The sequence below is a fragment of the Bacillus suaedaesalsae genome (genome assembly GCF_016890225.1).
Taxonomy (GTDB): domain Bacteria; phylum Bacillota; class Bacilli; order Bacillales; family SA4; genus Bacillus_BS; species Bacillus_BS suaedaesalsae.
This window is the reverse complement of record NZ_JAFELM010000031.1, coordinates 26,426-50,213: the sequence shown is the minus strand read 5'-3', so window position 1 is coordinate 50,213 and position 23,788 is coordinate 26,426. Positions and strand designations below refer to the sequence as shown.

Here is a 23,788-nt window from a genome sequence, read left to right as displayed (position 1 = left end):
ATCTCCCGCAGGAGTCGAGTGCCTTCCGCTCCAATCAACTGTATGTTTTAACAGCGCTATCCAAATAGCAACAATCTTTGTGAAAAGAGCCTATTGAAAAAGCAACAACCTATACGAAAATAGCTAAAAGAAATGATAAATTCCTATAATTCCTCAAATAGTTCCTTCAAATTTTACTATTTCCTCCAACCAACTTTTTCTAATCGAAGTTACCGTAACTAGAAAAGAGAATATGCTATAATAGAATGAAAGATTTGATTGATAAGTTTTGGAGGTTTAACATGGCCATTGCACAGTATACGCCAATGATACAACAATATTTAAAGGTTAAGGCAGAGTATCAGGATGCCTTTTTATTTTTTCGTTTAGGCGATTTTTATGAAATGTTTTTCGATGATGCAGTTAAAGCGTCGCAAGAATTAGAAATTACATTAACAAGTAGAGAAGGTGGAACGGAGGACCGCATTCCAATGTGCGGAGTTCCGTATCATGCTGCTCGTAATTATATAGAACAATTAGTGGAAAAGGGCTACAAAGTTGCCATATGTGAACAAACAGAAGATCCAAAGCAAGCAAAAGGTGTTGTTAAACGCGAGGTCGTTCAATTAATTACACCTGGAACGTTAATGGAAGGTCGTGGACTGGACGATAAGCAAAATAACTATATCGCATCCTTTACTGTGTTTCCAGACGGGATTTACGGCTTTTCCTATAATGATTTATCTACAGGTGAATTACACGTAACGCTTTTAAACTCTTGGGAAGATGTGCTTGGAGAAATATTATCGACGGGTACAAAAGAAGTGGTTTCAGCAACATCCATTGATGAGGAAAAAGAAAAACAATTACGTGAACGCTGTTTTGTGACTGTTTCATTTGAAGATGACACAACGGCTCCAATAGAGGCAAATGAATTACTGGAAAACATTGAAAAGGACAAGCTTAAACAAACCGTTTCAAGATTGCTTCATTACTTAAAACGCACACAAAAAAGAACTTTAGACCACCTTCAAAGGGTTGAATATTACCAAGTTCATCAATTTATGAAAATTGATGTATATTCAAAAAGAAATCTTGAGCTAACAGAAACTATTCGCTCAAAAGGGAAAAAAGGCTCTTTGCTATGGCTACTTGATGAAACGATGACTGCTATGGGTGGGCGTATGCTAAAGTCATGGATTGACCGTCCTCTAATTAATGCGGATCAAATTAAGAAACGTCATGATATGGTAGAGATTTTGCAATCTCAGTACTTCGAGAGAGAGGAATTAAGAGAGAAACTTAAAGAAGTGTATGATATAGAACGATTAGCTGGAAGAGTTGCATATGGAAATGTAAATGCGCGTGATTTAGTTCAGCTAAGAAGATCGCTAGAGCAAGTTCCAAACATACAATCTATCATTGCACAGTTGCGTTTACCATATGCAGAAGAACTATCAAGCAAGGTTGATGCATGTGAAGATTTATTAGACCTGCTCCAAACATCGTTAAAGGAAAACCCACCTCTAAGTGTAAAAGATGGAGATATGATCCAAGACGGCTACAACGAACAACTAGATCAATATCGTGATGCGAGCAGAAACGGAAAAACGTGGATTGCACAGCTTGAACAGCAGGAACGTGAGCTAACAGGAATTAGGACATTAAAAATAGGCTATAACCGTGTATTCGGTTATTATATTGAGGTTACAAAGGCAAATATTGGGCTATTAAGTGAAGGGCGCTATGAAAGAAAGCAAACGTTAGCGAATGCTGAACGCTATATTACCCCTGAGTTAAAGGAAAAAGAATCTCTTATCCTAGAAGCAGAAGAGAAAATTGTACAACTAGAGTACGATTTGTTCTTACAAGTTCGAGAGCAGGTAAAAGAATATATTCCTAGATTGCAAGCTCTAGCCAAAATCATATCCGAAATTGATGTTCTCCAATCTTTTGCGAAAGTAAGTGAAGAATGTCATTTCGTAAAACCTACTATTTCAAGCGAAAATGTCCTACATGTAAAAAACGGAAGACATCCAGTAGTAGAGAAAATGATGGATGCTAGACTGTATGTAGCAAATGATTGCTTCATGAATGACGAAAGACAATTGTTATTAATAACAGGACCGAACATGTCTGGAAAAAGTACGTATATGAGACAAGTTGCATTAACTGCAATTATGGCTCAAATCGGTTGCTTTGTTGCAGCGGATGAAGCGACTCTACCAATTTTCGACCAAGTGTTCACGAGAATCGGGGCAGCGGATGACCTTATTTCTGGCCAAAGTACATTCATGGTTGAAATGTTGGAGGCAAAAAATGCAATTGCAAACGCTACAGAAAACAGCTTAATTTTATTTGATGAGATTGGAAGAGGAACGTCCACGTATGATGGAATGGCTCTTGCTCAGGCGATTATTGAATATATACATGAACATATTGGGGCAAAAACATTATTCTCCACTCACTATCATGAATTAACTGCCCTTGGAGGAGAACTAAAACATTTAAACAATGTACACGTTCGTGCTGTAGAGCAAAATGGTAAGGTTGTCTTCCTTCATAAAGTCCAAGAAGGAGCAGCTGATAAGAGTTATGGTATTCATGTAGCACAACTTGCGGAATTGCCTGATTCTCTTATTACAAGAGCACAACAACTATTAACAGAGTTTGAAAATAAAAACGAATCCACACCTATGATTGAACAAGTAAAAGAGATAGAACAGTTATCGTTCTTCACTCAAGAAGAACGTAAGGTGAAACGAGAATCTACATTGACAGATCAAGAAAAAGAAGTAGTAAAACTATTAAAAGGAATTCAAATCATGGAGCTTACACCAATGGATGCAATGAATCAGCTCTATGAAATCCAAAAGAAACTGAAGTAGTAAAGGGGGAGAACTAGTGGGGATTATTAGAAAGCTAGATGATGCACTCTCCAACAAAATTGCTGCAGGGGAAGTCGTAGAGCGTCCTGCCTCTGTTGTGAAAGAATTAGTTGAAAACGCAGTAGATGCGGGAAGTACTGTCATTGAAATCGAAGTAGAAGAAGCGGGCTTAGCGAAAATACGTATCATTGACAATGGGCATGGAATTCAAGAGGATGACTGTTTAGTTGCTTTTGAACGACATGCAACGAGTAAAATTAAAGATGAAAATGACCTTTTTCGTATTCGTACTTTAGGGTTTAGAGGAGAAGCATTGCCGAGTATTGCGTCTGTTTCAGAAATAGAAATCAAAACGTCAACTGGAGACGGTCCAGGGACATTACTTTCTTTAAGAGGCGGAGTAATGATTAAGCATGAAAGTACCAATAGTCGAAAAGGGACAGAGATTACCGTTCAAAATTTATTTTTTAACACACCAGCTCGATTGAAGTATATGAAAACCATTCATACTGAGCTCGGGAATATTACAGATACCTTAAATCGAATGGCACTAGCCTATCCTCACATTTCTTTTAAGTTAAGTCATAATGGAAAACGTGTGTTTTACACAAATGGTAACGGTGACGTTCTTCAGGTATTAGCTTCGATCTATGGTATCTCAATTGCAAAAAAGCTAATTCCAATTAATCTAGAATCACTAGACTTTAAGGTCAGCGGGTATATATCGTTACCTGAAATTACAAGAGCTTCAAGAAACTATATGTCTATTATTGTGAATGGACGTTTTATTAAAAACATACCAATCTCAAAAGCGATTCAAGAAGGGTACCACACGTTATTACCAATTGGTCGTTATCCAATAGTATTGCTGCAAATTGACATGGATCCATTATTAGTCGATGTAAACGTTCACCCTGCCAAACTAGAAGTTCGAATTAGCAAAGAGGCAGAGCTGCATCAATTAATCAAAGAGGGAATTAAATCAGCTTTTAAAGACAGACAGCTTATTCCATCTGTGGATATACCAAGGAGCATCAGGAGGAATGATTCAGTCCAAGAATCGTTCACCTTTACTCATGATGTCCCAAATGTACAAGTTAGAGAAAATTATGTGCCTGAAACACAACCTATTAAAGAGGGAGCTTTTAGTACTCATTCTGTTCAAACTGAACGGATGCTGGAAGTACCTGCTTCACAATGGGTCTCAACCTTTGAAGAGGAACTGCCAGAAGAATCGTTTAAAGAAGAAGAAATACCAGTTTTGGAAGAAGTTGAACAAGAGCTTCCAATTACAGAACGAATTCCACCTTTATATCCAATCGGACAAATGCACGGCACTTATATATTGGCACAAAATGAAAATGGTTTATATATCATTGATCAGCATGCGGCACAAGAGCGGGTAAAATATGAATATTTCAGGGAAAAGGTAGGACAAATCACAAGAGAAGTACAAGAACTACTTGTTCCCATAACATTAGAATATTCTCATCAAGAGTACTTGATCATCGAAGAACATAAAAACTTATTAAATGAAGTAGGGATTTTCTTAGAAGATTTTGGAGGTCAAAGTTATATCGTAAGATCCCATCCAAACTGGTTTCCTCAAGGATACGAAGTAGAGATTATTGAAGAAATTATTCAACAAGTCATTACGTTAAAAAAAGTAGACATTAAGAAACTGCGTGAAGAATCTGCAATCATGATGAGTTGTAAAGGGTCGATAAAGGCGAATCATTTTTTACAAAATACAGACATGTTCACGTTGCTCGAAACACTTCGGAAAAGTGAAGACCCTTTTACTTGCCCTCATGGAAGACCAATTATCGTACATTTCTCAACGTATGAAATGGAAAAACTATTTAAGCGAGTGATGTAAAGGAAAGGCTGCGAAATGCAGCTTTTTTCTTTTGCCAAAACTTAAATATAGTGAAAAATATTGGAATGGAAATGAAAATAATGGGAATAATAGTTTGATGTTGCTATATTCTATTTACTTCGGCGTTTTGAGCATCTTGACTAAAAGATTCTTATGGTATGATAAGAGAAAAGTTATCTTGTATAAGGAACGAGGGAACGAAGTAAGTATGAATAAAGAGAAGTTACTAGTAATAATCGGACCGACTGCTGTCGGAAAGACGAAGTTAAGCATTGACCTTGCTAAGCATTTCGATGGTGAAATCATCAGTGGTGATTCGATGCAAATTTATCGAACAATGGATATTGGTACAGCGAAGATCACAACTGATGAAATGGAAGGAGTTCCACACCATTTAATCGATATTAAAGACCCAGTTGAATCTTATTCAGTTGCGGAATTCCAGGTAAATGTAAGGGCGCTTATTTCAGAAATTACAAGTCGTAACAAACTACCAATCATCGTTGGAGGAACAGGGTTATACATACAATCTGTCATTTATGATTATCAATTTTCGGAGCAAGGTTCAAATGAATCCGTCCGTATGAAGCTTGAAAAGGAACTAGAAGAGCATGGCATTGAATCGATTTATGAAAGGCTACGTCAAATTGACCCTTCGAGTGCTGGAAAAATTCATCCGAATAACCATCGTCGTGTGATTCGTGCTTTAGAAGTCTTCTTAACAACTGGCCAAACGATGTCACAAAACCAAGAGGAACAAATCGAAGATGAGCTTCTTTATGATACAACGTTGATTGGATTAATGATGGAACGTGAGAAATTATATGATCGAATTAATGCTCGTGTCGATCACATGATGAAGAACGGCCTTATTGAAGAAGTAAAAGCCCTACATGATCAAAATTTACGAAACGTGCAGTCCATCCAAGCAATTGGTTATAAGGAAATTTACAATTACTTAGACGGTCAAGTTTCGTTAGAAGATGCAATCGAATTATTAAAGAGAAATTCAAGAAGATATGCGAAACGTCAATTAACTTGGTTCAGAAATAAGATGGATGTTACATGGTTTGATATGACAAATCTCGATTATGAGAAAAAGTTAAAAGAAATTATTCAATATATAGCAGGAAAGCAACAATAAAAATCGAAATAAACAGTATAGAGAAATGAGGAGGACTTACTATGAAGCAACCAATTAATATTCAAGATCAATTCTTAAACCAACTACGTAAGGATAATTCCTTTGTAACCGTGTATTTACTTAATGGGTTCCAGCTAAGAGGGTTAATCAAAGGCTTTGATAACTTTACAGTTTTATTAGAATCTGATGGAAAACAACAATTAATTTATAAGCACGCAATTTCAACATTTGTTCCACAAAAGAATGTTCACCTAGAATTAGAACAACAATAATCGTTTTGTTTGCAGCAAGCTAAGTCTTAACAATAATTTCATATTCATCTTAAAATTGCCTCGTCTATGACGAGGTTTTTTATTTGTGGGCTCTGTTAAAGTACAACGGACGTACGTGGTATCCGGCGTCCGCTTGAAACGGAAATCAACAATCAAGTTTAACAAAGACTACTTTTTGAATGTGGAAAAAGATTGATTGGCCAAGTACTTTTCTTATTTCTTGGGAAACCGCAAGAAATGACAATTTAACCTATGTTTTGAAAATTATTTATCGAAAAAGAAGAAGCTGTTCCTCTATGCATAATAAACTTTTCCATAAAAATAGGCTTTTGTCACATTTTTTAAACTTGCGACGTATAATATAAGGAAATGAGAGGTGAAAGTCCTTGGATCAACCAATTAAATTTAAAAATAACGGTCAAATAAACATCATCCTTCATGATCAAAAAACTCGTGGTCATGTAAATAAGATGGAGCGAGAAGCACCTACATCTTTTCAGGTGCCTACGAAGCATACGGAACTTAAAAACATAGAAGATGAAATGGCGAACTTGATTGGCCTTGAAGAAATGAAGAAAATGGTTAAGGAAATTTATGCGTGGCTATATATTAATAAGAAACGTGAAGAACAAGGACTTAAGGCTGGTAAACAAGTATTGCATATGCTCTTTAAAGGAAATCCGGGAACAGGTAAAACAACTGTTGCAAGATTATTAGGAAAGCTTTTTTTTCATATGAATGTATTATCAAAAGGTCATTTAATTGAAGCTGAACGTGCAGATCTAGTTGGTGAGTATATTGGGCATACGGCACAAAAAACTCGCGATCTAGTAAAGAAAGCAATGGGTGGCATTTTATTTGTAGACGAGGCGTACTCTCTGGCAAGAGGTGGGGAGAAAGATTTTGGTAAGGAAGCAATTGATACTTTAGTCAAACATATGGAAGACAAACAGCACGATTTTGTGTTAATTTTAGCTGGTTATTCACGAGAAATGGAGCATTTTCTATCATTAAATCCAGGGATGAAATCACGATTTCCAATTGTGCTTGATTTCCCTGATTATTCTGTAGAGCAACTCATGGAGATATCAAAGCGTATGCTATCAGAAAAGGAATACCAATTCTCATTAGATGCAGAATTTGCATTAAGAAATCACTTAAGAGAGTTGTTACAGAGTAACCCAAGGTCATTTAGTAATGGACGGTATGTTAGAAATGTCATTGAAAAAACGATAAGATCGCAAGCAATGAGACTATTAGTGAATGAGACATATGATCGAAGTGATTTACTGACGATCCACAGGCACGATTTAGAATTTGACGTATAAAAAACGGGAGTCTGGATTTTTCCAGACTCCCATTTGAATTTTTTACATACTGTGATGTTCTTTTTGTCTACCTAGGGACTTAACAGGTAATCTCCATTTATAAATAAGAGATGCCATTCGTAACGTCACGATAACAACAAAAAGAGTGTACAAACCAAGAGGGTCTGTAACAATAGAGAAACTTATTGCAAGTCCTGCTAGTGCTGCCCATACGGCATAGATTTCAGATTGTAACACAACTGGTTTTCTTCCTGCTAATAAATCACGAATGATTCCACCGCCACTACCTGTTAACACGGCAGCAACCACAATGGCGCTAATAGGATGATTCATTTCCGTAGCATATAATGCTCCTTGAATGGCAAAGGCAGCTAAACCGATTGCATCAAAGAAATTGCCCCATCTTTTCCAATGCTTAAGTAAACGATTTGGGAAAAGAAACAAAATTGTAATAGATAGCATAGCTACTTGAAACATAATACCTTGTTCCCATAAGGCTGAAACGGGAACACCTATAAGTAAATTTCGTATTGCTCCACCACCGAAGGCAGTAACTAGGCCTAAAATATAAACTCCTAATATATCATAATCTTCTTCCATCGCAACGATAGCACCACTTATAGCAAACGCGACAGTACCGATTATCGTCATAACATCCCATGTCATATTCGGTTTTACTCCTCTGAAGTTTCTATGGTGAAAAAATCATATTTAACGTATTGATTGTATCAGTTCTAACGTAAAATTCAATCATTTTTTCTTAAATGCTATACATATGGTTCATACTATTTTTAGAATGATTGCTTTGTGCTGAAAAATGCTTAAGTTTTCGTAATGAAGTTTATTTTGATATGATAAGAGTACTTGTAAAATATGACAGAGTGAGGGGATTTAATTGACAGAAATAAAACAACAAGAATTTGAGAAAGTCATTCTAGTTGGATGCCAACTTCCTAATGACGATGACATGAGATTTGAATATTCTCTTGATGAACTAGCATCTCTTACGAAAACGGCAAAAGGAACGGTGTTAGCTACAGTTACTCAAAAAAGAAATGCAAGACATCCTGCTACATATATAGGGAAAGGGAAGGTAGAAGAGCTAATAACTTTAGAGGAAGAGCTTGAACCTGATGTTATTATCTTTAATGATGAATTGTCTCCTAGTCAGATCCGTAACTTATCTAACCTTACAGATGCAAGAGTGATTGATCGTACACAATTAATACTTGATATTTTTGCTCAGCGTGCAAGATCTAAGGAAGGTAAATTGCAAGTGGAGTTAGCGCAGTTGCAATATTTATTACCGAGGCTTGCCGGAAAAGGATTAGCATTATCAAGACTTGGAGGAGGTATCGGAACGAGAGGACCGGGTGAAACTCAACTAGAAACGGACCGCCGTCATATACGCCGTCGTATTGATGATATTAAAGACCAACTGAAAGTGATCGTACAACATCGTGAGAGATATAGAGAACGAAGAAAACATAATCAAACGTTTCAAATTGCCCTAGTTGGTTATACGAATGCTGGTAAATCCACTTTATTTAATCGCTTAACAGAAGCTGATTCATTTGAAGAGAATCAATTGTTTGCCACACTCGATCCGATGACAAGAAGATGTATTCTTCCATCTGGTTTTACTGCGTTATTAACGGATACGGTAGGGTTTATTCAAGATTTACCCACTTCATTAATTGCAGCCTTCCGCTCAACGTTAGAAGAAGCAAAAGAAGCGAATTTGATATTGCATGTAGTAGATTCATCAAATCCTGATTACTTTAATCATGAACAAACAGTTTATAAACTATTAGAAGAACTTGAGGCAGATACGATTCCTATGTTGACTGTGTACAACAAGAGAGATGAAAAACATCATGATTTTGTCCCATCTTCAAAGCATGAATCGATTTTAGTTACAGCATTTGAGGAAGAGGATTTACAGAACCTTCGTCAAAAGGTACAATCTCTCATGAAGGAAAGTATGGAAGAATTTAAAGTTTGTTTGCCGAATTCTGAAGGAAAGCTTCTTGCTCAATTGAAAACTAGTACAGTTTTAACTGAGCTATCGTACGAAGAAGAAAAAGATTGCTATGTTTGTAAAGGGTATATTCAACCAAGCCTCTCTTTAAACAGTCAGCTTCGGAATTACATGAAATAAAGAGGAGAAACATATGTTAGAGTATTTGAATCATGGATTAAAGCTTCAGCCAGTCGTTGAAGAAATTGAACAACAAATTAAAAAGGTACATAACGAAATACAAGGAAGATCTGAAAAAAATCAATTTCGAGTACTTAGAAGTTTTCAAAAGCATCAAGTGAGTGACTCACACTTTATCCCATCAACAGGTTATGGATATGATGACCGTGGTAGAGATACGTTAGAAGAAATATATGCAGAGGTATTTGGGGGAGAAGCAGGATTAGTTAGACCTCAAATCATCTCTGGAACACATGCAATCTCTATTTGTTTGTTTGGAGTATTAAGACCAGGAGACGAATTACTATACATAACTGGTAAGCCTTATGATACGTTAGAAGAGATTGTTGGACTTAGAGGAAACGGAGTAGGATCATTAAAAGAGTTTAATATTGAATATAATACTGTAAATTTAACGACTGAAGGTCAAATTGATTTTGATGGTGTTAAGAATTCAATAAAACCTCATACAAAAATGATTGGCATACAACGTTCGAAAGGTTACGCAACAAGACCTTCATTTACTATTTCAGAAATTGAAGAGATGGTTCGATTTGTGAAAGGAATTAAGCCAGATGTTGTTGTATTCGTTGATAATTGCTACGGAGAGTTTGTAGAAGAGCAAGAACCGTGTCATGCAGGTGTAGATTTAACGGCAGGATCTTTAATAAAAAATCCTGGTGGTGGTTTAGCTAAAACGGGTGGATATATAGTAGGAAAGAAAGAACTTGTTGAAGCTTGTAGCTATCGAATGACATCTCCTGGTATTGGGGCTGAGGCAGGGGCTTCTTTATATAGCCTTCAAGAAATGTATCAAGGGTTTTTTATGGCGCCACATGTTGTAGCAGAAGCGCTTAAGGGTGCTGTGTTTACGTCAGCATTTTTAGAAAAACTGGGATTCAATACAAGTCCCAAATGGGATAGTAACCGTACAGACTTAATACAGTCAATTCAATTTGATGATCGCGACAAGATGGTAGCATTTTGTCAAGCGATTCAATACGCTTCTCCAATTAATAGTCATGTAACACCATATCCAAGTTATATGCCGGGCTACGAGGATGATGTTATTATGGCGGCAGGAACGTTCATACAAGGGGCAAGTATTGAATTATCAGCAGATGGTCCACTTAGAAGTCCTTTTGTAGCATACGTTCAAGGAGGATTAACCTATAGCCATGTGAAAATGGCGATTTGCTCTGCCGTCGATTCGTTAATGGAGAAAGGTTTGTTTACAATTTAGAGAGTGGGGAAATGTATGTTGTAGCATACATTTCCCTTTTTTATTTTTCGTGTTATAAAATCTAACATCATATTGACACTTTTTCTTACATCGCATACAATGGAATCAAGAAGTATAAAAAAGGAGGATTTGAAGTGAGTGACAATATACGTCGTAATATGCCTTTATTTCCAATCGGAACAGTAATGAGCTTGACAGAGTTGTCTGCTCGTCAAATCCGTTATTACGAAGAGCATGGATTGGTTAATCCAGCCAGAACAGAAGGAAATCGAAGATTATTTTCTTTTAATGATGTCAGCCGATTACTAGAAATCAAAGATTTAATTGATCAAGGTGTGAATATGGCTGGTATTAAGAAAATACTTATTCCAAATCCAACCGAATCAGATGAAGAAGAGAAAGAAGAAAAAGTTGTAAAGAAGGAATTGAGCGACAATGAACTTCGCAAGCTATTAAAGGACGAACTCATTCAAGCTGGACGATTTAATCGTACATCCTTAAGACAAGGTGATATGTCGAGGTTCTTTCACTAAGTTAACCTTGATTTATAATAATTTTAAATTATTGGGGAGGAATACCAATGTCAAAGTTTTCAAAAGAGGATATTTTTCGTATTGCAAAAGAAGAAAATGTAAAATACATTCGTCTTCAGTTCACGGATTTACTAGGAATTATTAAAAACGTAGAAATTCCATCTAGTCAATTAGAGAAGGCGCTAGACAATAAGATGATGTTTGACGGCTCTTCTATTGAAGGTTTCGTTCGTATTGAAGAGTCTGATATGTATTTGTTTCCTGACCTTGATACATGGGTAGTTTTCCCTTGGACTGCTGAAAAAGGGAAAGTAGCACGTTTGATTTGTGATATTTATAATCCTGATGGAACTCCATTTGAAGGGGATCCACGTAACAATTTAAAGCGTGTATTAAAAGAAATGGAGGAGCTAGGATTCACAGATTTTAATCTTGGACCTGAGCCGGAATTCTTCCTTTTCAAACTTGATGAGAAAGGTGAGCCAACCTTAGAGCTTAACGATGCAGGTGGTTATTTCGACTTTGCACCGATCGACTTAGGTGAAAATTGTCGTCGTGATATCGTTTTAGAGCTTGAGGAAATGGGTTTCGAAATTGAAGCTTCTCACCACGAAGTAGCACCAGGGCAACACGAAATCGATTTTAAATATGCAAATGCATTAAAAGCTTGTGATGATATTCAAACGTTTAAATTAGTAGTTAAGACAATTGCTCGTAAGCATGGATTGCATGCAACATTTATGCCGAAACCATTATTTGGAGTTAACGGTTCTGGAATGCACGCCAACCTTTCATTATTCAATGGTAACGAAAATGCATTCTTTGATCCAAATGGAGATTTACAATTAAGTGAAACAGCCCGTCATTTTATTGCTGGTATCCTTAAGCATGCTCCTGCTTTTACAGCTGTAACAAATCCAACGGTAAACTCATATAAGCGTTTAGTTCCTGGTTATGAAGCACCTTGTTATGTAGCATGGTCTGCACGTAACAGAAGTCCGTTAATTCGTATTCCGTCTTCTCGCGGATTAAGTACACGTGTTGAAGTTCGTAGCCCAGACCCTGCAGCAAATCCATACCTATCGATGGCCGTATTGTTAGCTGCTGGTCTAGATGGAATTAAAAACAAATTAAGTGCTCCAAAGCCGGTTGATAGAAACATTTATGTAATGAATAAGGCAGAGCGTTTAGAAAATGGAATTGAAGACCTTCCAGCAACTCTTGCACAAGCTCTTGATCTGTTAAAGGCTGACGAAGTAATTAAAGGTGCATTAGGTGAGCACTTACTAGAACACTTCATCGAAGCAAAAGAAATCGAATGGGATATGTTCCGCACACAAGTTCATCCTTGGGAACGTGAACAGTATATGACTACGTATTAATAAAGTGAAGCCTTAGCACTATATTTCGTGCTAAGGTTTTTTTATTGTCTGTGATTACTAACTATGTTGAATTTATGCAATAGGTGTAGTGGGAAATTCGGGTAATTATCATTGCTAAGGTATGCTGCGTCCTGTGGAAAACTGAAGCAAATATTATTGTTAAACGAAGCATTTTTCAAAAGGAGTATAGTACATAATTCTTAGATAAAGCTAAATTTTTGAATAGAGATACAATAAGTAAAAAGTATTCAGAAAAATCTGTATTTTTAACAAAAAATAGTCCCATTTTCACATCTTCTTACATATACTATACAAACGAGAGCCACTATTAGGAGGTTCAATTATGATATTAATGATAAGCATCTATTTGTTAGCTGGGATTTTAATTGCGGATAGAAGAGGTCAATTCATAATGAAGGAAAAATCGTTATTTGAATTTCTTCAATTAGCTGCAGTTATTGTATTTTGGCCGTTTATAGTAGGTGTATTATACATTGATATGGTAGATGAAGTGAAGAAAAATAAGGGAATGTAACCAAAGCTAAAGGGCACATAATGTGCCCTTTTATTTTTAGTGTAGTGTTCTATAAACGCCGATAACTTTTCCAAGTATCGATACATTCTTTAAAATAATTGGAGATAGGCTTGAGTTCTCAGGCTGTAGTCTGAAATAATCTTTTTCTTTGAAGAAACGTTTAACAGTTGCTTCATCCTCTTCTGTCATTGCGACTACAATATCTCCATTATTCGCTGTATGTTGTTGACGGACGAGTACTAAGTCTCCGTCAAAAATTCCAGCTTCAATCATACTGTCTCCCATAATCTCAAGCATAAATACCTTATCGTCTGGTGATACGTATCGGTCTGGAATTGGGAAATAGTCATCTACATTTTCAATTGCTGTAATCGGTTGACCAGCAGTTACTTTACCGATAATAGGTACATTAACTACTGAGCTGGAATACATAGGCGTTACAACATCTTGATCAAGTATTTCAATCGCTCTTGGTTTTGTAGGGTCTCTTCGAATTAAGCCTTTGCTTTCTAATCTAGCAAGGTGACCATGAACGGTAGAACTAGAAGCTAGTCCGACAGCTTCTCCAATCTCACGTACAGAGGGTGGATAACCTTTTTGATTCACTTCTTTTTTTATGAACTCTAATATATCTTGTTGCCTTTTTGATAGTTTCTTCATTTAGACACCTCTTTGCCTCCATATTATTACAAACATTATAACATGTACCAATTAAATATACAAACATAAGTTCGAAAAAAGCTGTTGACTTAGAATGTTTGTTCGTATTATGATGGTATAGGAAACGAACAAACATTCTATATCGGAGGAATTACAATGAAAATTAAAACTATGAATCTAGCTTTTTATATAGCATTTATATTATCAATCGGAGCTTTTTATCTTATTTCATATATGACTAATGATGATCGATTAGAGGACCAATACATACAAATGGAGATTGCAGCTAATGAAACGGTTTGGGAACTTGCTGAGAAATATGCAAAGGATCATAACTTATCAACATGGGAATTTGTAAAATGGGTCGAAGATAAAAATAAAGTAGACGCAGACCATATAGCAATCGGGACAGTGTTAATTCTTCCTATTGAAAAGAAAGACAAAGGAAATTCAATCATAATCGTTGCTGACGGTGAGAGATAAATATTATGAATGGAATGATATATACCCGTGTTAGCACTGATAAAGAATCACAAGATACATCATTACAAAGACAACAAGAAGAGCTTATGCAATTGGCAAACCTCCATAATATAAATGTCATAACATCTATAATGGACAAAGCAAGTGGGTTTGACATAGATCGTGACGGTATTTTTGAAATGATAAAAGTAATTAAAAGCCGGGATGTCGACGTTCTCTTAATTCAGGATGAGACGCGACTTGGAAGAGGGAATGCGAAACTAGCGTTATTCCACTTGCTACATAAAGAAGGTGTATCTATTTATACTTCAATTAACCAAGGTGAAATAGAGCTTTCAGATGGTGACTCAATGGTATTAAATATTGTTAGTGTAGTAGAAGAGTTTCAACGCAAAATACATAATTTAAAAATAAGTAGAGGAGTTCAAAAAGCAATTAGAAATGGATATTCACCAACTAAAAATTTAGACCATTCAATTGCGAGTACAGGACGTGAAAAGAAAGAGGTCCCAATTGATGAAATCATTAGATTACGAAGCAACAACCTTACTTTCGAAGAAATTGCTGCAACGTTAAGAGGCTTTGGGTATAATGTTTCTAAAGCAACGGTAAATAGACGCTACTTAGAATATGTAAAGACTACGAGGTAACCTGCTTGATAGAAGCAGGTTCTTTTAGTATGATACGTTTATCTCATTCAATGAACTATTTATGGAAAATATGTCCTTATGACATAGAGTGAGATATAATGGATATTCATTGTTTAAGTATAGAATAAAGGAGTATACTAACCATGTTATCACAAGATAAATTAGCACGAATTAATCACTTAGCGAAGAAGGCGAAAGAGGTTGGATTGACTGATGGTGAAAAGCAAGAGCAGCAACTATTGCGTCAGGAATATCTAAAGGTATTTAGAGGACAAATGAGCGATCAATTACACACTATAAAGGTAGTGGATGATAAAGGAAATGATGTGACTCCTAAGAAGTTAAGAGAAAGTAAACTTAGAAGAAAAGGTCTTCACTAATAAGTGGCGATTAAATAAATCAGCTACATTGGGACTATACATAATTAGAAGGGATGCTAGATAAAATGGAAACAATTGATAAGTTATCTATTAATGCAATTCGTACTCTATCTATTGATGCAATAGAAAAGGCAAAATCCGGTCACCCAGGGATGCCAATGGGGGCTGCTCCAATGGCATATGAACTATGGACAAAATTCATGAATCATAATCCTAAAAATCCTGAATGGTTTAACCGTGATCGTTTTGTATTATCTGCAGGTCATGGGTCTATGTTACTTTATAGCCTGCTACACATTTCAGGATACGACCTTACAATGGAGGATATTAAAGATTTCCGTCAATGGGGAAGTAGAACACCAGGTCATCCTGAGTATGGTCACACTCCAGGTGTAGAAGCGACAACTGGTCCACTGGGACAGGGTGTTGCGATGGCTGTCGGAATGGCAATGGCTGAAAGACATTTAGCTGGTAAATATAATAAAGAAGGCTTCAATGTTGTGGACCATTATACATATTCGATTTGTGGTGATGGAGACTTAATGGAAGGCGTATCTGCCGAAGCTGCCTCATTAGCTGCACATCTAAAGCTAGGTAGACTAGTTGTATTATATGACTCAAATGACATTTCCTTAGATGGAGAGCTAAATAAAGCATTCTCTGAAAATGTTGAAGATCGTTTTAAAGCATATGGATGGCAGGTTATTCGTGTTGAAGACGGAAATAATCTTGAAGAAATTAGTCGTGCACTTGTAGCAGCGAAAGAAGATCAAGACCGTCCAACACTAATTGAAGTTAAGACGGTTATTGGTTATGGATCACCGAATATGGCAGGAACGTCAGAAGTTCACGGCAAACCATTAGGTGCTGACGAACTAAAATTGACTAAAGAAGCTTATACATGGACATTTGAGGAAGACTTCCATGTTCCTGATGAAGTGTACGCACACTTCCAAAAGGAAGTAGTAGAAAAAGGTCAATCTGTAGAACATGAATGGAATGAGCTATTTAAATCGTATGAAGAAAAATACCCAGAACTAGCAAGTGAGTTAAAAGTTGCATTGAGTGGCCAACTTCCTGAAGGATGGGATAAGGACCTTCCGGTGTATGAGCCTGGTAAGAGCATTGCAAGCCGTGCTTCATCTGGTGAAGCATTAAATGGTATTGCAAAGAACCTACCAGCATTATTCGGTGGATCTGCTGATTTAGCCGGTTCTAATAATACTATGATTAAAGGTGCGACTGATTTCTCAGCTGAAAATTATGGTGGTCGAAACATCTGGTTTGGAGTTCGTGAATTTGCAATGGGTGCTGCTTTAAATGGTATGTCCTTGCACGGTGGATTAAAGGTATTTGGTGGTACATTCTTTGTATTCTCAGATTATTTACGTCCTGCCATTCGATTAGCTGCTCTAATGAAGTTACCTGTTACGTATGTTTTCACGCATGATAGTATTGCAGTAGGGGAAGACGGACCAACACATGAGCCGATCGAACAATTACCATCACTTCGCGCAATGCCAGGTTTAGATGTAATTCGTCCCGCTGATGGGAATGAAACTGCTGCTGCTTGGAAGCTAGCAATCGAATCAACAGACACACCTACTTTACTTGTATTAACTAGGCAAAACCTTCCTACTTTAGATTCTACAAAATCTGATAGCTATGAAGGTGTGAAGAAAGGGGCATATGTTGTCTCGAATTCTTCTAAAGAAACACCAGATGCGCTTCTTTTAGCAACTGGTTCTGAAGTAGGGTTAGCTGTAGAAGCACAAAAGGAATTAGAGAAAGAAGGAATCTCTGTTTCTGTCGTAAGTATGCCTTCATGGTACCGCTTTGAACAGCAATCAAAGGAATATAAAGAGACTGTCCTTCCTAAATCAGTTAAAAAGCGTTTAGGAATTGAAATGGCAACGCCGCTTGGATGGGAACGTTATACAGGTGATGAAGGAGATGTTCTAGGAATTCATACGTTTGGAGCATCAGCACCTGGTAACAAGGTCTTAGAAGAATTTGGATTCTCTGTAGCAAACGTTGTAGCAAAAACTAAAGCTCTCTTCAATAATTAATGAAGTCCTTCCCCTTATGAAAATAAGGGGATTTTTTATTACTAACATTTGAAAATTGCCTTTCGACAAAAAAAGTGAAAGTTCTTACCAAAAGTAGACAAGCATTTCAGTTATGAAGCCTTATAATGAGACATAAATATATAGGTTATGAATGGAGGTCTGATTTCGTGAGAGAATATACGATCTTTTGGATAGAGGAAGAGTTTGCTTATCATTATTTTGGCCGTGAAGGTATGTTTTATAGATTGTTTAAAGAAGTACATGAACTGCCACAACAAAATGATTCTATCTTAACAAAACAAATGGAATATATAACGAAATCAATTCCTGGCATACATATAAATCAATTTATTGAGATTGAAATGAGCAAAAATGGTAATTATGAGGTAACAAAAGAAGGCCATTGCTTAACTCTTCAGAATGGAAAAAGTAAAGCAAGATTGTTTGTAAATGAGCGTTCTATTATGCTAGTTGGAGTAGGAAACTATGAAGCAGAAATGATATTTTTTGATTTATTAAGAAAATGGGATTCTAGATTTTTGGCTATTGATTTTGTGCAGAAACGATTTGGCTGGATTTCACCAGTTAAACAACGAAAATTTGTGTAATTGATACTTTCATATTGTATATTCGAAATACATTTAGTAAACTGTAAGATAGACAACTTGAAGGAGGAAGTAAGATGGATACATGGGTATGGATCTTAATCAGTGTTCTAGCACTTGTTGCTGGAGTAGCACTAGGTTTTTTCATAGCACGTCAATACATGATGAATTACTTAAAGAAAAACCCACCTATTAACGAACAAATGTTAAGGGTAATGATGATGCAAATGGGACAAAAACCGTCTCAAAAGAAAATCAATCAAATGATGCAAGCAATGAACAAGCAAATGAAATAGTTGGACAAGCACTCCTTTTGGGGTGCTTTTCTTATTAGTACACACAAATATGACTAAATGAATACACTTGTCGTCAGAAGCACTAGGTTTTTCAAGTACCGGGATTACCAAGGTGGTTACTGTGTATCGCACTGAAGAAAAAGCGAGCGTTTTTCCATTAGACCGTGCGCTTTTCTTTTTGTCCTTACAGACGTATAATAAGCATAGTTAGATAAAGAAAGAGATGAAACAAAAATATGAATAATAAGCATACAGTTCCTACAATAAAGATAGTCGATATTCTAGAAAATTCGTATCCAATGATTGATGTTAGATCTCCGAGTGAGTTTCAAGAATTTCATATTCCAGGCGCTGTAAATATACCAATCTTCTCAGATGAAGAACGTGCAGAGGTTGGAACGTTATATAAACAAAAAGGGAGGGAGTATGCAAGGGATCGTGGAATTGAAATTCTAGGATCTAAGCTTTCTACCCTTTATAATCAAGTCAAACAATTACACGAGCAATACGCTGATCAATCAATGGTTGTGTACTGCTGGCGTGGAGGAATGAGAAGTAAATCGATTGCATCTGTAATGGGAATGATGGATGTTCCAATTTTTCAGCTAGAAGGCGGAATAAGATCTTATCGTCAATTGATCATGGAAGAGCTAGAAGTTCCTAGTCATATGGAAAAGCGTTATATCGTTCTGGAAGGATTAACGGGTACAAACAAAACAGATATTTTAACGATACTTGAAGATGAACAGTACCCAGTAATTAATCTAGAAAGACTTGTAAACCACAGAGGATCAATCTTTGGACATATTGGACTAGAACCAAGAAGTCAAAAAGAATTTGAAAGTTTGTTGTACCATCGTTTGCATGAGCTACGAGATTCTCCCTTTTATATCATTGAAGCAGAAAGTAAACGAATTGGTGCAGTAGTACTTCCCGATTTCCTCTTAAAAGGAAAAGAAAAAGGTGTGCGAATTCATATTGAAATGGAGTTAGAAAAACGTGCGCAGAATATTTGTGATGCGTATCGCTTCGATCTTCATTTTGACCAATTTCAAGAAGCAATTCTTCACCTAAAAAAGAGATTACACCAAGATTTATTTGAACAAATATCAGACCTTTTACAAAAGAAGGATATTTATCAAATTGTTTTACTTCTACTCAAAGAATACTACGATCCAAGATATGACTATACTTCTCAGCAATATGAGACAGATATTCATACAGTCTTTATTGACTCTGTTCGTGATGGTGTTCAGAAAGTAAAAGATGTGTTAAAAACAATCTCAAACGAATTTTTATATGTGTAATCAAACAACACCACAGTTTTACTGTGGTGTCAGACTGTCGACAAAAGGCAATTCGAATGTAATCATTCGAATTGCCTTTTAGCTTTTTATCATTAATAAATAGTTTTCAGACCTCTCGGAGGCATGTACTTAAACATAGTTTGGACCTTGCCACGTCAAGGTTGCCATCTTTTTTAGATTCACAGCTGCAAAAGTAAGCATCGCCTGCATCGACAATTTTTTAAGTCCCCTTGAAGTTGTCTAACACCCCAGTTTTTACTGTGGTGTTTTGTATTTGCAAAATTTATATATCATAAATAATTTCGATATTTCAGTTTTGTTTTCACCAATTCTTCATCATTCTGTGCTAAACTAGTGTTCGATAAGTGACTAGGGTGGTGCGAACATGAGCATTTTTAAAGACTTATGGTGGTTTTTTAAAGAAGAAGGAAAAGCATATGCAATAGGTATCCTGCTTTTAGTTTTTGTAGGAATCCTGCAATTACTGCCTCCAAAGGTTATTGGTATTGTAGTGGACCATATAAACGAAAACACACTAACAAAGGAGATTTTAAGTACTTGGCTATTTGCGCTATTAGCTATGGCAATTGCAATCTATGTTTTACGTTATTTTTGGAGAATTATGATCTTCGGCTCTTCGGTAAGATTAGCAAGATTGCTTAGAAATCAACTGTATGAACATTTTACAAAAATGTCTCAAAATTTTTATCAACGTCGTAGAGTTGGAGACTTGATGGCACATTCAACGAATGATCTACAAGCTATTCAACAAACGGCTGGAGCTGGTGTCCTAACATTAGCTGATTCAATCATTACGGGTGGTTTTGTCATTATTACGATGGCGGCTACGATTAGCTGGAAACTGACACTCATTTGTTTAATTCCGATGCCGTTTATGGCTATCTTAACAAGTCATTACGGAAAATTATTACACGCAAAATTCCTTAAAGCCCAAGAAGCATTTTCCTCGTTAAATGACAAGGTACAAGAAAGCATTAGCGGTATTAAGGTAATTAAAACATTTGGTCAAGAAAAAGAAGATACTGACTCATTTGTTGAACAATCAGAGGATGTCGTAAATAAAAATATTGCTGTAGCGAAAATTGATGCATTATTTGATCCGACGATATCATTCATTGTTGGAATTTCTTTTATTCTAGCAGTAGTGGTTGGTGCTCGATATGTTGTTACAGGTGAAATGTCGATTGGACAATTGATTTCATTTACTACATATTTAGGATTATTAATATGGCCAATGCTAGCATTTGGGTGGCTATTCAACATTGTGGAACGAGGAAGAGCATCATATGACCGTGTCCAAAACCTGCTAGCTGAAAAAGAGGATATTACGGATATGAGTGATGCAGTTACTACACCTCCAACGGGTGATATTACATATGACATACAGAACTTTACGTATACAACCTCTCACGAAGCATTATTACGGGACATACGTTTTCAATTACAACAGGGTCAAACATTAGGGATTGTTGGGAAAACAGGTGCTGGAAAGACGACGTTACTAAAACTATTCATTCGTGAATTTGAAGGCTATGATGGAATAATAAAATTTGGAAATCATAACATCGATGAATACACTCGTGATGCACTGAGAGCTTCAATTGGATATGTTCCACAAGACCACTTCTTATTCTCGGCAACTGTAGGAGATAATATTGCTTTTGCAAGACCAGCTTCGATGATGAAGGAGATTATGGATGCAGCAAAAGCCGCACATATTCATGACGACATTGTTGGCTTTACAGATGGATATGAAACGGTAGTAGGAGAGCGCGGTGTTTCACTTTCCGGAGGACAAAAGCAACGGATTTCGATTGCACGTGCGTTATTAGTGAATCCAGAAGTGTTGATACTTGATGATTCTTTATCAGCAGTGGATGCAAAAACGGAAGAGGCGATTTTATCTTCTTTAAGAGAGAATCGTGAAGGGAAGACAACGATTATTACTTCTCACCGATTAAGTGCAATTGAGCATGCTGATCTAATTATCGTGTTAGAAGACGGAAGTATCGTACAACGAGGAAAGCATGAACAATTGATGGAAGAAGAAGGTTGGTATAAAGATATGTACCACAGACAGCAACTAGAATCTCTTGTGGAACATGGAGGTTAAACGTATGACAGAAAATGAAAAGGCTTCAAACTCAAGTGCAAAAGAACAACGAATCGTGTTATGGCGTTTGCTTAAATACAGCGTACCACATAAAAAATCTATCGTAATTGCGTTTGTTTTATTATTTTTTGGTACAATTTTTGAACTTCTAGGTCCATATTTAATCAAAATATTTCTTGATGATTACCTTGTGAAGGAGCACTTTCCGTTTGAGCCCTTATTATATTTAGCAATCATTTATATAGGCGTGCATATTGCGAAGGTGTTTGTACAATATTTTCAACTGTTTTTATTTAATAAAATCGCGTTGAAAATTATTCAACAATTACGAATTGATGTGTATTCTAAAGTACAAAAGCTAGGATTGAAGTTTTTTGATAAAACTCCAGGTGGAAGTATCGTTTCAAGAGTCACAAACGATACAGAAGCTATTAAAGAAATGTTTACGAGTGTATTATCGGTATTTATTCAAAATATCTTTTTCTTAATTGGTATCTTTATTGCCATGTTTATATTGAATGTTAAGTTAGCACTTTTTTGCTTAGTAATCATTCCGATCATTTTCTTCATCATGAGGGCCTATCGAAAGTATAGTTCCGTCTATTATCATGATATGAGAGAAAAGTTGAGCCAACTGAATGCTAAGATTAATGAATCGTTACAAGGGATGGCGATCATTCAAGTGTTCAGGCAAGAGAGAAGACTACGAAAGGAATTCTCTGAAATTAATGAAGGTCATTTTAAAGCAGGAATTCGTAACATAAAATTAGATGGTATTCTTTTGCGACCAGCGATTGATTTTGTTTATGTAGTCTCACTAATTTTAGTGTTAAGCTTTTTTGGAATCTCCTCATTTAATAGTCCGATTGAAATTGGGGTTATTTACGCCTTTGTGAACTATTTAGATCGTTTCTTTGAACCTATTAATCATATGATGATGCGATTATCTCTATATCAACAGGCAATCGTCTCGGCTACGCGTGTGTTTGATTTGCTAGATGACAAGGAAAATGCACCGACTGCGATTGGAGAAAAGAATCCCGAAATTAAAAAAGGTGAAATCGAGTTTAATAATGTAAGCTTTTCCTACGACGGAAAGCGTGACGTATTAAAGAATATTTCATTCACAGCAAAACCTGGTGAAACGGTTGCTTTAGTCGGTCACACAGGAAGCGGGAAAAGTTCGATTATCAACTTGTTTATGAGATTTTATGATATTGAAGATCGAGGGGAAATCCTCATTGATGGTACTTCGTTAAAGGAATATCAAGATCATGAACTTCGTAAAAAGATTGGATTAGTTTTACAAGATCCATTCCTTTTCGCAGGAACAATTAAGAAAAATATTCAGTTATATAATGAGGACATTACGGACGAAGACGTAAAGGAAGCTGCTAGGTTCGTTCAAGCAGATCAATTCATTGAAAAGCTTGCTGAGCAGTATAATCAAGAAGTTACTGAAAGAGGAACAACCTTCTCGAGTGGACAAAGACAGCTAGTTGCATTTGCTCGAACAATCGCGACAAATCCCAAAATTCTCGTATTAGATGAAGCGACAGCAAACATTGATACAGAAACAGAGGGATACATCCAAGAAGCACTTTCGAAGATGAGAAAAGGTAGAACAACCATTGCGATTGCACATCGTCTCTCAACCATTCAAGATGCTGAACAAATACTCGTGCTACATCAAGGAGAAATTGTAGAACGAGGTAATCACCAACAATTACTCGAAAAACAAGGTTTGTATTACAAGATGTACTTACTGCAAAACCAAGCGAATGATAAAATTCAGGATATCGTATCACATTAAAAAGTAGT

21 protein-coding genes are annotated in these 23,788 nt (G+C 36.3%); 19 read left to right on the top strand and 2 right to left on the bottom strand.

Annotated elements, in window-relative coordinates; genetic code table 11:
* Window positions 1-287: 287 nt before the first annotated feature.
* The 5 genes from mutS (at window position 288) to spoVK (ending at window position 7,490) form a co-directional block, all read left to right on the top strand.
* Entirely contained in the window at window positions 288-2,867 is a 2,580-nt protein-coding gene (gene mutS / locus JR050_RS11890; protein WP_204203955.1) for a DNA mismatch repair protein MutS, read from the top strand.
* 16 nt (window positions 2,868-2,883) lie between these two features.
* Window positions 2,884-4,746: a DNA mismatch repair endonuclease MutL gene (gene mutL, locus JR050_RS11885; protein ID WP_204203718.1), complete on the top strand. Its 1,863-nt coding sequence runs from the start codon at window positions 2,884-2,886 to the stop codon at window positions 4,744-4,746.
* A 208-nt stretch (window positions 4,747-4,954) separates the two neighbouring features.
* Window positions 4,955-5,890: a tRNA (adenosine(37)-N6)-dimethylallyltransferase MiaA gene (gene miaA, locus JR050_RS11880; RefSeq protein WP_204203954.1), complete on the top strand. Its 936-nt coding sequence runs from the start codon at window positions 4,955-4,957 to the stop codon at window positions 5,888-5,890.
* 41 nt (window positions 5,891-5,931) lie between these two features.
* Window positions 5,932-6,162, top strand: coding sequence for an RNA chaperone Hfq (gene hfq, locus JR050_RS11875; RefSeq protein WP_204203717.1), 231 nt, complete (start codon window positions 5,932-5,934; stop codon window positions 6,160-6,162).
* 386 nt (window positions 6,163-6,548) lie between these two features.
* Entirely contained in the window at window positions 6,549-7,490 is a 942-nt protein-coding gene (gene spoVK / locus JR050_RS11870; protein ID WP_204203716.1) for a stage V sporulation protein K, read from the top strand.
* A gap of 42 nt (window positions 7,491-7,532) precedes the next feature.
* On the opposite strand, the gene JR050_RS11865 is transcribed toward spoVK, so the two are convergent.
* Window positions 7,533-8,156: a trimeric intracellular cation channel family protein gene (locus JR050_RS11865; RefSeq protein ID WP_204203715.1), complete on the bottom strand. Its 624-nt coding sequence runs from the start codon at window positions 8,154-8,156 to the stop codon at window positions 7,533-7,535.
* Between the two features lie 301 nt (window positions 8,157-8,457).
* On the opposite strand from JR050_RS11865, the gene hflX reads away from it, so the two are divergent.
* From hflX to JR050_RS11840, 5 genes are all read left to right on the top strand, one after another.
* The gene (gene hflX / locus JR050_RS11860) at window positions 8,458-9,651 is read left to right on the top strand and encodes a GTPase HflX (protein ID WP_239454377.1); all 1,194 of its coding nucleotides are present in this window, start codon (window positions 8,458-8,460) and stop codon (window positions 9,649-9,651) included.
* Window positions 9,652-9,664: 13 nt separating this feature from the next.
* Window positions 9,665-10,933 (top strand): methionine gamma-lyase family protein, encoded by a 1,269-nt coding sequence (locus JR050_RS11855; protein ID WP_204203714.1) that lies wholly within the window; start codon window positions 9,665-9,667, stop codon window positions 10,931-10,933.
* A 134-nt stretch (window positions 10,934-11,067) separates the two neighbouring features.
* On the top strand, window positions 11,068-11,466 hold the full coding sequence (locus JR050_RS11850; protein WP_204203713.1) for a MerR family transcriptional regulator: 399 nt from the start codon (window positions 11,068-11,070) through the stop codon (window positions 11,464-11,466).
* A 47-nt stretch (window positions 11,467-11,513) separates the two neighbouring features.
* Window positions 11,514-12,848: a type I glutamate--ammonia ligase gene (glnA, locus tag JR050_RS11845; RefSeq protein WP_204203712.1), complete on the top strand. Its 1,335-nt coding sequence runs from the start codon at window positions 11,514-11,516 to the stop codon at window positions 12,846-12,848.
* 343 nt (window positions 12,849-13,191) lie between these two features.
* Window positions 13,192-13,383 (top strand): hypothetical protein, encoded by a 192-nt coding sequence (locus JR050_RS11840; RefSeq protein ID WP_204203711.1) that lies wholly within the window; start codon window positions 13,192-13,194, stop codon window positions 13,381-13,383.
* A gap of 36 nt (window positions 13,384-13,419) precedes the next feature.
* On the opposite strand, the gene lexA is transcribed toward JR050_RS11840, so the two are convergent.
* Window positions 13,420-14,043, bottom strand: a complete 624-nt coding sequence (lexA, locus tag JR050_RS11835) for a transcriptional repressor LexA (RefSeq protein ID WP_204203710.1) — start codon at window positions 14,041-14,043, stop codon at window positions 13,420-13,422.
* Between the two features lie 156 nt (window positions 14,044-14,199).
* Between lexA and yneA the strand changes: the two genes are divergently transcribed.
* From yneA to JR050_RS11790, 9 genes are all read left to right on the top strand, one after another.
* Window positions 14,200-14,526 carry a cell division suppressor protein YneA gene (gene yneA, locus JR050_RS11830; RefSeq protein ID WP_204203709.1) on the top strand — a complete coding sequence of 109 codons (327 nt, stop codon included), beginning with the start codon at window positions 14,200-14,202 and terminating at the stop codon, window positions 14,524-14,526.
* 5 nt (window positions 14,527-14,531) lie between these two features.
* Entirely contained in the window at window positions 14,532-15,176 is a 645-nt protein-coding gene (locus tag JR050_RS11825) for a YneB family resolvase-like protein (protein WP_204203708.1), read from the top strand.
* A gap of 143 nt (window positions 15,177-15,319) precedes the next feature.
* The gene (locus JR050_RS11820; protein WP_204203707.1) at window positions 15,320-15,556 is read left to right on the top strand and encodes a DUF896 domain-containing protein; all 237 of its coding nucleotides are present in this window, start codon (window positions 15,320-15,322) and stop codon (window positions 15,554-15,556) included.
* A gap of 65 nt (window positions 15,557-15,621) precedes the next feature.
* Window positions 15,622-17,625, top strand: a complete 2,004-nt coding sequence (gene tkt / locus JR050_RS11815) for a transketolase (RefSeq protein ID WP_239454337.1) — start codon at window positions 15,622-15,624, stop codon at window positions 17,623-17,625.
* A 167-nt stretch (window positions 17,626-17,792) separates the two neighbouring features.
* Entirely contained in the window at window positions 17,793-18,233 is a 441-nt protein-coding gene (gene sirA / locus JR050_RS11810; RefSeq protein WP_204203705.1) for a sporulation inhibitor of replication protein SirA, read from the top strand.
* Between the two features lie 74 nt (window positions 18,234-18,307).
* Window positions 18,308-18,526, top strand: coding sequence for a YneF family protein (locus JR050_RS11805; protein ID WP_204203704.1), 219 nt, complete (start codon window positions 18,308-18,310; stop codon window positions 18,524-18,526).
* A gap of 236 nt (window positions 18,527-18,762) precedes the next feature.
* Window positions 18,763-19,833, top strand: coding sequence for a tRNA 2-selenouridine(34) synthase MnmH (gene mnmH, locus JR050_RS11800; RefSeq protein WP_204203703.1), 1,071 nt, complete (start codon window positions 18,763-18,765; stop codon window positions 19,831-19,833).
* A gap of 385 nt (window positions 19,834-20,218) precedes the next feature.
* Complete coding sequence (locus JR050_RS11795) at window positions 20,219-21,967, top strand: ABC transporter transmembrane domain-containing protein (RefSeq protein ID WP_204203702.1); 1,749 nt, start codon at window positions 20,219-20,221, stop codon at window positions 21,965-21,967.
* Between the two features lie 4 nt (window positions 21,968-21,971).
* Window positions 21,972-23,780 carry an ABC transporter ATP-binding protein gene (locus JR050_RS11790; RefSeq protein WP_204203701.1) on the top strand — a complete coding sequence of 603 codons (1,809 nt, stop codon included), beginning with the start codon at window positions 21,972-21,974 and terminating at the stop codon, window positions 23,778-23,780.
* Window positions 23,781-23,788 lie beyond the last annotated feature (8 nt).

Bases quoted from the DNA above. Each gene is read 5' to 3' on its own strand.
- JR050_RS11840 (WP_204203711.1), top strand. From the start codon at position 13,192: ATGATATTAATGATAAGCATCTATTTGTTAGCTGGGATTTTAATTGCG.
- mnmH (WP_204203703.1), top strand. From the start codon at position 18,763: ATGAATAATAAGCATACAGTTCCTACAATAAAGATAGTCGATATTCTA.
- tkt (WP_239454337.1), top strand. From the start codon at position 15,622: ATGGAAACAATTGATAAGTTATCTATTAATGCAATTCGTACTCTATCT.
- JR050_RS11805 (WP_204203704.1), top strand. From the start codon at position 18,308: ATGGATACATGGGTATGGATCTTAATCAGTGTTCTAGCACTTGTTGCT.
- JR050_RS11790 (WP_204203701.1), top strand. From the start codon at position 21,972: ATGACAGAAAATGAAAAGGCTTCAAACTCAAGTGCAAAAGAACAACGA.
- yneA (WP_204203709.1), top strand. From the start codon at position 14,200: ATGAAAATTAAAACTATGAATCTAGCTTTTTATATAGCATTTATATTA.
- JR050_RS11865 (WP_204203715.1), bottom strand. From the start codon at position 8,156: ATGACATGGGATGTTATGACGATAATCGGTACTGTCGCGTTTGCTATA.
- lexA (WP_204203710.1), bottom strand. From the start codon at position 14,043: ATGAAGAAACTATCAAAAAGGCAACAAGATATATTAGAGTTCATAAAA.
- JR050_RS11855 (WP_204203714.1), top strand. From the start codon at position 9,665: ATGTTAGAGTATTTGAATCATGGATTAAAGCTTCAGCCAGTCGTTGAA.
- miaA (WP_204203954.1), top strand. From the start codon at position 4,955: ATGAATAAAGAGAAGTTACTAGTAATAATCGGACCGACTGCTGTCGGA.
- glnA (WP_204203712.1), top strand. From the start codon at position 11,514: ATGTCAAAGTTTTCAAAAGAGGATATTTTTCGTATTGCAAAAGAAGAA.
- hfq (WP_204203717.1), top strand. From the start codon at position 5,932: ATGAAGCAACCAATTAATATTCAAGATCAATTCTTAAACCAACTACGT.
- JR050_RS11820 (WP_204203707.1), top strand. From the start codon at position 15,320: ATGTTATCACAAGATAAATTAGCACGAATTAATCACTTAGCGAAGAAG.
- hflX (WP_239454377.1), top strand. From the start codon at position 8,458: ATGAGATTTGAATATTCTCTTGATGAACTAGCATCTCTTACGAAAACG.
- JR050_RS11825 (WP_204203708.1), top strand. From the start codon at position 14,532: ATGAATGGAATGATATATACCCGTGTTAGCACTGATAAAGAATCACAA.
- JR050_RS11795 (WP_204203702.1), top strand. From the start codon at position 20,219: ATGAGCATTTTTAAAGACTTATGGTGGTTTTTTAAAGAAGAAGGAAAA.